The following is a 345-nucleotide window of genomic DNA, read 5'->3' as shown; positions in this document are numbered from 1 at the left end:
AAGGCGCACGTGCTTATTATGTTTCAGAAGCTTTAGGTGTGCGTAAAAAAACGCATTTACCATTGTTCCACGCGATTCATGCACAAAACCAACAAATTTTTGATCAGGCTTCTTTAGCTAAGTTTTATGCAGGTTATGGCGTTCCAGAACAGAAGTTTAATAGCATGTTTAATTCCTTCCCAATTACCGCAAAAGTTGCAGAGTCCAATAAATTGGCGCAGCAATACCAGTTGACAGGTGTCCCTGCGGTGGTGGTCAATGGTAAATATGTGGTGCAGGGTGAAGATGGTAAAGTGACGCAAGTGGTCAATTATCTGATTGAAAAAGAGCGTAAAGGCAAATAAG

The 345-nt window shown here is 41.2% G+C and carries 1 protein-coding gene; it reads left to right on the top strand.

Translation table 11 applies throughout. The features are described from left to right. Positions 1 to 344: thiol:disulfide interchange protein DsbA/DsbL (locus JR005_RS14570; protein WP_228731753.1), on the top strand; the 344-nt coding region annotated here is incomplete at its 5' end. Between the last annotated feature and the right edge of the window lies 1 nt (position 345).

The sequence above is a fragment of the Acinetobacter sp. Colony158 genome (genome assembly GCF_019264745.1).
Classification (GTDB): Bacteria; Pseudomonadota; Gammaproteobacteria; order Pseudomonadales; family Moraxellaceae; genus Acinetobacter; species Acinetobacter ursingii.
Note: the sequence above shows the minus strand (reverse complement) of the source record. Positions and strands in the feature narration are given on the sequence as shown.